Below are 10,444 nucleotides of genomic sequence, written 5' to 3'. Positions count from 1 at the left end.
CTAGCCGGCGCTGCTCGTCGTTGTGGTAGTACACGCCGGAGCGGTACTGAGTGCCGGTGTCGTTGCCCTGGCGGTTGAGGGCGGTCGGGTCGTGGGTTTTCCAGAACACCTCCAGCAGCTCAGCAAAGTTAATCACCTTCGGATCGTAGGTGATTTGAATGACTTCGGCGTGACCAGTAAGGCCACTGCACACTTCCCGATAAGTAGGGTTGGCAATACGGCCGTTGGAATAGCCCGAAACCACTTTTTGCACGCCCTGAAGATCTTGAAAGACAGCCTCGACGCACCAAAAGCAGCCGGCTCCAAAAGTTGCGAGTTCCATAGTATGAAGAATCTTATTGAGTTAAGCGAATCCTCTTTCAAGCCGATACCGGACAAATTCTCGTCTAGTCGAGCTTGAAAAGTAGCCTATACGAGTAAAAGAGAATATCGAGCGGAAAAGTTTACTGAGGCCTTCTCACTGCTATTCTGATAAGGAGGCGTAGCAAATCCGTTTCTGCTGCATAGCCTTTCACTTCAAAAGCAACAAGCCCCTGACGTCTATACGAGCGTCAAGAGCTTGTTTCAATAAAACAATCCGTTTTCGAAAGCAAGAATATCGTTGTAGTGTCTTCTTGCGAAAGCAGCCCTACGACTACATTCAACTAAACCCTACTTCCGGAATCGGTCCGCTACCACCAACTCTTTTGAGCCAGCGGTGTACTTATAGAAACCTTCGCCGGATTTTACGCCCAAACGGCCCGCCATCACCATATTAACCAGCAGGGGGCAGGGCGCATATTTTGGGTTGCCGAGGCCCTCGTGTAATACGCGCAAAATGGCCAAACACACGTCCAAGCCAATGAAATCGGCTAGTTGCAGGGGCCCCATCGGGTGCGCCATGCCCAGTTTCATTACCGTGTCTATTTCCTCGACGCCAGCAACGCCCTCAAACAAGCTGATGATGGCCTCGTTGATCATCGGCATCAGAATGCGGTTGGCCACGAAACCAGGGTAGTCGTTTACTTCGGTGGGCGTTTTGCTGAGCTGGCGCGAAAGGTCCATTACCTGTTCCGTTACCGCATCCGAAGTAGCATAGCCCCGAATCACTTCCACCAGCTTCATTACGGGCACTGGGTTCATGAAGTGCATCCCGATAACCTGAGTTGGGCGCTTGGTGACGGCCGCTATTTTGGTGATGGAGATGGAAGACGTATTGGATGCCAAAATGGCCTCCTGCGGTGCGTGCTGATCTAAGTCGCGAAAGATTTGGAGTTTCAACTCCACATTCTCGGTGGCTGCTTCCACTACCAGTTGCACGTCGCGCACACCATCGGCAATGCTGGTAGTAGTTTGAATGCGCCCGAGGGTGGCGATTTTGTCGGTTTCCGTCAGGCTGCCCTTGGCCACCTGACGGTCCAGGTTTTTGCCGATGGTTTTAAGGGCTTTGTCTAGGGCCAACTGGTTGATGTCGATGAGGGCGACGGAAAACCCGTGCAAAGCAAAGACGTGGGCAATGCCATTGCCCATTGTACCTGAGCCAATAACGGCGACATGCATCATGCTACAAAAACAATAAAAGGGGGTGGGAAGAGGTAACCTGCCGGCAGCAAACCGGCGACAACAAAGCTAATCTGAAAACCTCGGCTGCCAGGGCAACTGCTGTGAGAGCAGATGCCTGTCCTAAATGTTTTAGGAAACGCAAGAAATTTATCGTTCGCAAAAAGTGCTTTAGCTCCTCGCTAGAGGTACTTTTATGGAAACGCGGAATTAAAAGACAAGATTTTTTAAAGTCTATATATCCTTTTAGAGCCCCCCGCGTACAAATCCGCAGCTCAGCTTACTAACCCGCAATTCCCCTTGCGAAGCCGGAGCTTTCCTTTCCATCTCTCTCATTCAATTCCATCCACCATGGGAAATCTATTGTACATCATTGCCGTCGTCCTCATCCTAATCTGGGCCTTGGGTTTCTTCGGCATTCTAGGTACCGGCCTGCAAAACAACAGCTTGATTCACATTCTGTTGGTAATTGCCATTATTGCCATCTTGCTGCGTGTAATCCGTGGCGGGCGGGTTGTATAACTTCCGTAATGAGGTTAATTGCTTCTTGAGTATTTAGTCTGAAAACACAAAAAAGCCTCCCGATAACTCGGGAGGCTTTTTTGTGTTTTATGCCATTGACTATTTGCCTAGATTAATGAGCAGGTTGAGGCGTATTTCGGGCTGGCCATAAGGAGAGGTGCTATTACCATCCGTGTCCAGACCATCATTGAAGTTGTAAAGCACTACTATATCAGCGGCTATTCTGTCGCTAAACGAGCTGCGGTAACCAGCTCCCCCGAGCGGCGTTTTAAGTGTTCGGTTACGCTCATAGCCCTGCCCTTGGTAGGTGAATTTTGCATTGGCGCGGGTTACTTCATACTCAGCGTGTAAGAAGAACTGCTTGTACACCATGTATTGAGCAAATGCTTTCAAGCCAACGTTGTTGGATATTACGTTCCGAGGATACTTATACAGCTGTTGAGTGTAGTCGGAATAAGTATTATTGGTGTACGAGTAGCTTACGCCAGGACCGATTGCAAATTTCTCTGAAATTCGGATACCAAGGGCCGGTGCAATGCTCGCATTAAATTGACCATCACCAAAGTAGCTAGTGTACCCCAACCCGAAGTTGGTGTATAAGAAATACTTGCGCAATGGCGGTGGTGGGGCAGCTACGCCCGGGCGGCTTGGTAGCTCCAAGCCGGAAGGACTACTGGTGGAAGGACGAGTCGGAACCGGTTCGTCGGCGGGCGGCGGTACGGGCACGGGCACCTGCTGGCGCGGGGCGGGCGTGTTGGGGGCAGGAACTGGCCGCGGCGCCCCGCCGGGAGGCGCCGTGTTCAACTGAGGTTTCACCGTCGAGGTGCTGTCGGTGCGCTGGGCGAAGGCAGCAGGAGCGGCCAGCAACCCGGCACCAACCAGGAGAATTGCGAATAGGGGGCGTTGCAGAGCGTTCATACCTGGAGGTAACGCAGTTAGGAGACTAATTGGTATTTGCGCTGGCGGAGTGCTTTGATGGTTTCATCCGCCAAGTATTCTTCATAGCTCATGCGCCGGTCGATGATGCCATCGGGCGTAAGCTCTATAATGCGGTTGGCTACAGTCTGAATGAATTGCAAGTCGTGGGAAGCAAAGAGCAACGTGCCGCCAAACTCACCCAAGCTGTTATTCAAGGCAGTGATGCTTTCCAAGTCCAAATGGTTGGTTGGGTCGTCGAGAACCAGTACGTTTCCCGACTCCATCATCATCTTACTGAGCATGCAGCGCACTTTTTCACCCCCGCTCAACACGTTCGACTTCTTCTGTGACTCCTCGCCCGAAAACAACATCCGGCCCAGGAAGCCCCGGATAAATGACTCGTCTTTCTCCGTCGAGTATTGGCGCAGCCAATCCACTAGGTTTAAGTCGGTATCAAAGAACTCGGAGTTTTCCTTGGGAAAGTAGGAAGGCGTAATGGTCGTGCCCCACTTGAAGTCGCCGGTGTCAGGCCGAATCTGCTCGAACAGGATGTCGAAGAGGAGGGAAGCGGCCCGGTCGTCGCGGCCAATGATGGCCACTTTATCTTTTTTATCGAGCGAAAACGACGCGTTTCGAAACACCGTTTGTCCGTCTACTTTCTTGCTCAGATTTTCAACGGTCAGGAGCTGGTTGCCCGCTTCGCGCTCGGGCTTGAAGGCAATGTAAGGGTACTTCCGCGAGCTAGGCTTAATTTCTTCGAGCGTAAGCTTCTGGAGCAACTTCTGGCGAGAAGTAGCCTGCTTGCTCTTCGAGGCATTTGCTGAAAAGCGACGAACAAATTCTTCGAGTTCCTTGCGTTTGTCTTCAGTTTTCTTGTTTACATCCTGCCGTTGCCGCATAGCTAACTGCGACGACTCGTACCAGAACGAGTAGTTGCCGGGATACATGGTGATTTTCGAGAAGTCGAGGTCAGCCATGTAATTGCAGACGGCATCTAGGAAGTGCCGGTCGTGGCTAACCACAATCACGGTGTTCTGAAACGAGTCGAGGAAGTTCTCCAGCCAGAGCACGGTTTCGGCGTCGAGGCCGTTGGTTGGCTCGTCGAGCAGCAGTACGTCGGGGTTGCCAAACAAGGCTTGAGCCAGCAAGACGCGTACCTTGTCGGAGGTGCCTAGGTCGCCCATCTGGGTGTAGTGCTTGTCTTCGGCAATGCCCAAGCCCGACAGCAGTTCGGCCGCTTCGTACTCGGCATTCCAGCCCTCAAGGTCGGCAAACTCGCCTTCCAACTCGGCCGCCCGCTCGCCATCGGCATCCGAAAAATCAGCCTTGGCGTACAGCGCGTCTTTTTCCTCCATCACCTTCCACAACCGCTCGTGCCCCTGAATTACGGTCTGAAGTACGGGCAGGGCATCGTAAGCAAACTGATCCTGGCGCAACACCGAAAGGCGCGCATTCGGTGGCATCGTCACCGAGCCCGTGTTGGGCTCGATTTCGCCCGATAGAATTTTCAAGAAGGTTGATTTGCCAGCACCGTTGGCCCCAATAAGGCCATACACGTTGCCGGGCATGAATTTTATAGTAACGTCTTCAAACAATACACGCTTGCCATAGCGCAGGCTGACGTTGGAGGTGCTAATCATATGTAGGAGAAAGACGGAGAAACGAGTAGAACTTCAGCAACAAAAAAGTAACCGGGCGCAAAATTACGCAAAATGTAGGCTTGCCAGCTTACGCGCAAGGTTTTCTAAGTAAAGACATTACGATAAGTCGCCAAGTTGACGATGCGCTTATAAGCGTGAGAGTAATAGCTACCTGCTTGGGTCCCTAAATGACGGCCTTGTTGGTCGCCTTGGCAATACACTGGTTGCTGGCTCTAACTATAACAGAACCAACTCAGCAATGGGTTCAGGCTGGTTTATTGCAACACGTTAATTGGAATACATGTTCCCAACTTTATTGAGCCCTTTCGTTTGAGCTAAGCTGTCAGTTACGGCAGGTGTGTTGTAAATGACTGTTCTGCAAGATTTGGCAACAAGAACCTTGCTTGTTGGTTGCGTGGCTATAATATGCTTCGGCCATGCACGCGCCGACATCAAGAACATTGGCCAGCAATTGAGTTCGCGCAGGCAGATTCCATCGGCCGCAACTGTAGGTGCAAGCAGCACTTTGCGCAACCCTCGAAATAACAGCTCTACAGTGCGCTGCTGTCGTTAAATAAAAAGCAGATAATCTTTTAGGGTAGCCAAAGCGAGCGAAAAAAATAGCGTTTACCCCAACTATAGTGGCTCAATTCCGGTATTAAGAGCAAAAGCAGCCTTTTGGGTAAACCGCCTGTGCCTAAGCAGGCAAGACCTAGTGAGCTCCTTTTACTCTCCCATCCAACTTCAATCTGTACTCGCTATGAACGACGCTCAAATTACTCCTGAAACCAATGGAATCCGCTACGGCTTGCTTACGGCGCTAGCTATGGCAGTATACTTTTCAGTGGCTATTGTTGCAGGCTGGGCTGACCGTATCGAATTCAGTTTCCTGAATTTTGCAATAATGGCCGTTGGAGTTTGCTTGGCCATTGCCAATTTCAAGCGGGCCAAGCGCGACCGGATGCCCTATTTGCAAGGCTTCGCTACTGGCGTTATGACGGCTGCCATTTCCTCTCTTGCTTTTGGCTTAGCTTTCGTTTTGTGCACGCTGATTTGGCCGAATATTATGGATCAGATTCATGCCCGCGACTTGTTTGGGTTTGATCTGTCAATTACCATTGCGTTCCTCGCAATTCTCTTGCAAGGTGCTATGGTAGGTGCCATCATTACGCTCGTGGCCATGCAGTACTTCAAAAGCCCTGATCATAAACCAATAGAAGGAATCGAATAACTAGTATGAAAGGTCTTAGAGAGCCTGGTTTTCGTGAGAAAGCTAGGCTTTTTTATTGTATAAAATTGTTTGCTAAGGTCTTTGCGATGTGATATTACTATTAAAATAAAAAAATTGGTTTTTTTGTTGTTAGTGTAACTCTGGTAACATATATTTGTATTAAATAAAGTGAGTATAATTTTACTTTAGTTCGGCTCCGCTTCTCATTCTACCCCAATAATTCTTAACCTTTTCTGTCAGCCATGAAACCAATCTTAGTTGCTTTATTACTACTTATCGGTTCAGTTGAAGCGGCAAGCGCTCAAAAGCAAGACCGTCATGCCGAGCTACCCGGAACCAGCGGATTTTCAGTTACACACCTTCAGGAGGTTACACGGCAGACTTGCAATAGTCTGCGCTTAAACGAAGCACAATACATCCGATTACGGGCAGTTAATCAAATCAGACTAACGCGTCTAGATGAAATAGCCTGGCAGTATAAAGACGATGTAGTTGAGCAGCAGGCCCGTATCAGCGAGTTAGAGTCGCAATACGAAGCAGAATGCAGCCGCATTCTTACCCCTAGCCAGCTCAGTGTTTTACGCAGTGAGCAGCGCCGCGATGACCTTCCGAGCACGGCCGACACAACCGGGGGAGGGGTTGGCTAAACCGCTAACCTAACTTTGACATTTATAAGTTATGGTAAGTATAGCTTACACAAAGAGGCGCTTCCAATACAAGAAGCGCCTCTTTTAAATTAAAAATTAGCAGGCGTACCCAAGTAGCATCAGGCACATGTACGTGCACAAGTGCCTTCAAAGGCTATTGTAGCATGTAAATAATACTATTGTTCTCTACAAGGGTCGCTCAGTCAGCACTTCCGTGACGGTGCCGAGCGCACCGAAGTGAATACTTAGCTTGTTGACCCCGGAACGTTGATGGCCTGGTTCACATTGTGGTCCGGGTACGAGGTAGTAGTAGTAGGTTTTCTCGGTTTGTTCGGCTAGTTCTTCCTCGTCGGGACGACCCAAAAGTTCCTCTATTGTGGCCGTAGTATTGCCGTATAACTGTTCTTTAGCTTTCAGAAAAGACTTGGCTTGTACCGCACGGAGGTTTCGGCAGCCATACGGATCTTGGCGCCAAGTAGTGGTGTCGAGGCCCGGTAAGACGGGGCGAGAACGGCCGCACGCAGTAAGCAAAAGCAAACAAACACTCAGCAACGAGAGACGATAAAGCAACATAAATGTGAGTGGTGGGAACTGGCAAGCTTTACAAAATGGTTGCTGCCAACAATAGATGTTACGCTAAAGTACTATTATTGTAATTCTGGCGTTGTTATTTCACTGCAATTGCCGCCTTGTTTGCCTTTGTCCGACAGCTTAGCCGATGACCAAGATAACGACTGCCTTTACCACGCTACTAGTAACTGCGTGTTTTGTTTTTTCCTCTGTTGCTTCGCGTTCTTCTGCTGCCCCTAATCTACGGACTGGGAAGGCACCCAAACCAAGCGCTGAACTGCGACGGGCACAGTACATGGCCGCTTTCGAGCAGTATGTGCTAACCAGCTACATAAAGACCAAACTGGTGAATTACGGAGTGCCGGCCAACGTTTACCGCGAGGCGCTGATGGGCTACTATAGCCTTAGCCAGCGCGGCCAGGTTTCGCCGACTCGCCCAGTACTGACCATCATTGATTTCGAGCGTTCCAGCCGGCAAAAGCGCCTGTGGGTGATTGATTTAAAAAAACAAACGGTGCTGTTTCATTCGCTGGTAGCCCATGGCAGAAATACGGGAGAGGATTTGGCCCGTACTTTTTCCAACCGAGAAGGCTCTGAGATGAGCAGCTTGGGTTTCTACACCACGGGCGCTACGTACCAGGGCAAACACGGGCTGTCATTGAAGCTGCACGGCCAAGATCCAGGCTACAATACCAATGCGGCCAGCCGGGCGGTAGTGGTACACGGCGCCGACTACGTGAGCGAAGAATTCGTGCGCCAACATGGGCGCTTGGGGCGTAGCCAAGGGTGCCCAGCGCTGCCCGCCAAGCAAAGTTCAGCTATCATCCGGGCCATTCAAGGAGGGACTGTCATCTATGCGCACGGGCCAAGCCAAGTGCACTACGCTTCGGGGTTGCTGCAACTCAACCCGGCCCTGATGGCTTTTGCGCAGCGGCAAGGGTTGTCTGGGAGCTAAGCTAGGCCTTGCAAAACAAGTATCCCTGACCACTGCGCCAGTCTACTCACACAGTAGGCTGGCGCAGTGGTCAGGGATACTTGTTTAAACTCAATTTTAAGCTCGGTCGCCGGTGGCTTTCACTAGGTTAATGCCGGCAAAAAAGAAAATCAGGCCGACGCCAAAAGGAACCAGCGAGTTGATTTTGCTTAGGCTTACGCCTGCCATATGCAGGAATCCGAGGGCGCCGTAAATAATGCCAATAATGCCCAAGATGGTAAGCAAAGAACCGAAAGTGCGTTTCTGATTCATAAGGGGACTTCAAATGGATGGTAAACGGAAAAGGGAGAACAAGCCTGATACGGTATCTGCCTTAATTTAGGTATATAAATAAGAACGTATAATTTTAGTAGGTTGGATTGAGTATAGCACAACAGGCTAGTGCTAGTCGATGGGTTGAACATCACTGGCCAAGCAATTGTATCGTGCTCTTTCGCTTCTCGGTAACTCTTCCAGGAAAGGCGCGTTACAAGCCCAACTGGCCTTCCTTGCGTAGGAAGCCGAACGTTCCATCCCGCTTTTCCACCTACTGCCATGAGAGGAAATCTTCGTTATATTATTGCTCTGCTGATGGCAGGGTTTACGCTTGTTACCTACTACTGCAAACGTTCCGTGAACGAAGTAACGGGTGAAGTACAGCACGTAGACATGACGGCCGAACAGGAAATAGCTCTCGGCTTGCAGGCCGCTCCCCAAATGGCGCAGCAGTACGGTGGTTTGCATCCTAATCGGGAAGCGGCAAGCCGTGTAGAGCAAATTGGCCAGCAAATAGTGCGTAGCACCAAAGCCAGCCAAAGTCCTTACAAGTTTCAGTTCCACCTGCTCGCCGACGAAAACACCATCAACGCTTTTGCCTTACCGGGCGGGCAGGTTTTCATTACGGCGGGGTTGCTTAAGCACCTCACCACCGAAGGCCAGGTTGCGGGCGTGTTGGCTCACGAAATCGGGCATGTGGTGGGCCGTCATTCGGCCGAGCAGATTGCCAAATCCAAGTTGACGCAGGGCCTGACGGGGGCCGCTGCTATTGGCATGTACGACCCAGACCGTCCTGGCACGCTGGCAGCCTCGGCCGCCGCCGCCATGGTCGGTAAGCTACTGACGTTGCGCTACGGCCGCAACGACGAGTTGGAAGCCGACCGATTGGCCGTCGATTACACGCCCCAAGCTGGTTATGACCCGCGTGCCATGGTGCAAGTAATGCAGATATTGGAGCAGAATGGGGGCAGCGGACGGCAGCCCGAGTTTTTGAGCACGCACCCTAATCCTGGCAACCGTATCGGCCACCTAGAGCAAGAAATTGCCGCCGAGTTTCCCCAAGGCATGCCCGGCAACTTGAAACCGTAAGAACTCACCGTATAAAGGTATCTTTCGGCCATTCCACGAATAGCACTTCGATGACTGCTGCCGCACCTACTTTGCTTCGCCACCTGTTGTTTGTGCTGAACCCAATTTCTGGCGACATCGACAAAGCCGAGCTAGAGCAAACCATAACCACTTATTGCACCGAGCGGGGTCGCACCGCCGTCTTTTATCATACAACTGGCACCGACGACCTCACCAAGCTGCGAGACTACCTCATCCAACACACGTTTGATGCTGTGTTTGCGGCCGGGGGTGATGGGACCGTGAGTTTGGTGGCGGAGGCACTGGTAAACAAAGCAATTCCGCTTGGTATTCTGCCCCTTGGCTCGGGTAACGGGTTATCTAAAGACTTGGGTATTCCACAAGACACCGCGGAAGCTTTAAACCTAATTTGGCGCCACCAACTGCGCATTATTGATACGCTGCAAATTGGAGGGAATTTCTCGGCGCATCTAGCCGACCTTGGCTTCAATGCCCTCGTTGTGGAGCGCTTCGACCAAGGCGACACGCGCGGGCCGGGTGCCTATGTACGCATTGCCACTCAGGAGTTTCTTAGCTACGAGCCAGCGGCTTACCGCATCGAAACCGACCAAGAGACCTGGGAGGGTCCGGCGTTCATGGTGACTATTGCTAATGCCAACACGTTTGGTAGCAACGTAATTATCAACCCCGATAGTGACTTGGATGATGGACAGTTCGAAATCTGTGTGATTGAGCCCTTTCCTAACGCTGCCGCCCCGGGCATCCTCTACGACCTGTACACCAGCGGCTTCGATACCTCAGTCTACACACGCCGGCTGTGCTGCCGCCAAGCGAGTATAACGGTGCCGGGAGAGCAGGAAGTGCTAGTGCAGATTGATGGCGAGCCAAAAACGCTGCCTACCCCCGTGAAGGTGGAAATAAATCACCACAGCTTACAGGTATTAGTGCCGATGCCCAACGAGTGAAGAGGGCACTTTTCAGCAGCGAAAGCAGACTTTTGAGCCACAGACGTAAAAGCTAGGTTGCGGCTAAGGCTAAT

General features: G+C 51.2%; 12 protein-coding genes. 6 read left to right on the top strand and 6 right to left on the bottom strand.

The annotated features are described in order from the left end of the window. Both msrA and ACFE7X_RS12855 read right to left on the bottom strand, forming a co-directional pair. A partial coding sequence (msrA, locus tag ACFE7X_RS12860) for a peptide-methionine (S)-S-oxide reductase MsrA (protein WP_375436072.1) occupies positions 1–322 on the bottom strand: 322 nt, incomplete at its 3' end. 329 nt (positions 323–651) lie between these two features. Further along, on the bottom strand, positions 652–1,542 hold the full coding sequence (locus ACFE7X_RS12855) for a 3-hydroxybutyryl-CoA dehydrogenase (protein WP_375436071.1): 891 nt from the start codon (positions 1,540–1,542) through the stop codon (positions 652–654). Positions 1,543–1,890: 348 nt separating this feature from the next. Between ACFE7X_RS12855 and ACFE7X_RS12850 the strand changes: the two genes are divergently transcribed. Beyond that, positions 1,891–2,061, top strand: coding sequence for a lmo0937 family membrane protein (locus ACFE7X_RS12850; RefSeq protein WP_375436070.1), 171 nt, complete (start codon positions 1,891–1,893; stop codon positions 2,059–2,061). A 99-nt stretch (positions 2,062–2,160) separates the two neighbouring features. Here ACFE7X_RS12850 and ACFE7X_RS12845 read toward each other — a convergent pair whose 3' ends face one another. After that, a complete protein-coding gene (locus ACFE7X_RS12845; protein WP_375436069.1) occupies positions 2,161–2,979 on the bottom strand; it encodes a hypothetical protein in 819 nt (272 codons plus the stop codon). A gap of 17 nt (positions 2,980–2,996) precedes the next feature. Beyond that, the gene (locus ACFE7X_RS12840; RefSeq protein ID WP_375436068.1) at positions 2,997–4,619 is read right to left on the bottom strand and encodes an ABC-F family ATP-binding cassette domain-containing protein; all 1,623 of its coding nucleotides are present in this window, start codon (positions 4,617–4,619) and stop codon (positions 2,997–2,999) included. A 760-nt stretch (positions 4,620–5,379) separates the two neighbouring features. On the opposite strand from ACFE7X_RS12840, the gene ACFE7X_RS12835 reads away from it, so the two are divergent. Next, positions 5,380–5,850, top strand: a complete 471-nt coding sequence (locus ACFE7X_RS12835) for a hypothetical protein (RefSeq protein WP_375436067.1) — start codon at positions 5,380–5,382, stop codon at positions 5,848–5,850. A 242-nt stretch (positions 5,851–6,092) separates the two neighbouring features. Then, the gene (locus ACFE7X_RS12830; protein ID WP_375436066.1) at positions 6,093–6,497 is read left to right on the top strand and encodes a hypothetical protein; all 405 of its coding nucleotides are present in this window, start codon (positions 6,093–6,095) and stop codon (positions 6,495–6,497) included. A gap of 186 nt (positions 6,498–6,683) precedes the next feature. Here ACFE7X_RS12830 and ACFE7X_RS12825 read toward each other — a convergent pair whose 3' ends face one another. Next, complete coding sequence (locus tag ACFE7X_RS12825; RefSeq protein WP_375436065.1) at positions 6,684–7,070, bottom strand: hypothetical protein; 387 nt, start codon at positions 7,068–7,070, stop codon at positions 6,684–6,686. A gap of 292 nt (positions 7,071–7,362) precedes the next feature. Here ACFE7X_RS12825 and ACFE7X_RS12820 point away from each other — a divergent pair, with 292 nt between their 5' ends. After that, complete coding sequence (locus tag ACFE7X_RS12820) at positions 7,363–8,022, top strand: murein L,D-transpeptidase catalytic domain family protein (protein ID WP_375436064.1); 660 nt, start codon at positions 7,363–7,365, stop codon at positions 8,020–8,022. Between the two features lie 96 nt (positions 8,023–8,118). Here ACFE7X_RS12820 and ACFE7X_RS12815 read toward each other — a convergent pair whose 3' ends face one another. After that, entirely contained in the window at positions 8,119–8,313 is a 195-nt protein-coding gene (locus ACFE7X_RS12815) for a hypothetical protein (RefSeq protein WP_375436063.1), read from the bottom strand. A gap of 282 nt (positions 8,314–8,595) precedes the next feature. Here ACFE7X_RS12815 and ACFE7X_RS12810 point away from each other — a divergent pair, with 282 nt between their 5' ends. Both ACFE7X_RS12810 and ACFE7X_RS12805 read left to right on the top strand, forming a co-directional pair. After that, positions 8,596–9,405, top strand: a complete 810-nt coding sequence (locus ACFE7X_RS12810) for a M48 family metallopeptidase (RefSeq protein ID WP_375436062.1) — start codon at positions 8,596–8,598, stop codon at positions 9,403–9,405. 50 nt (positions 9,406–9,455) lie between these two features. Next, positions 9,456–10,370: a diacylglycerol/lipid kinase family protein gene (locus ACFE7X_RS12805; RefSeq protein ID WP_375436061.1), complete on the top strand. Its 915-nt coding sequence runs from the start codon at positions 9,456–9,458 to the stop codon at positions 10,368–10,370. The last annotated feature ends 74 nt before the right edge of the window (positions 10,371–10,444 follow it).

It is taken from the genome of uncultured Hymenobacter sp., from assembly GCF_964242765.1.
Lineage (GTDB): Bacteria > Bacteroidota > Bacteroidia > Cytophagales > Hymenobacteraceae > Hymenobacter.
This window is presented reverse-complemented; position numbering and strand designations above follow the sequence as displayed.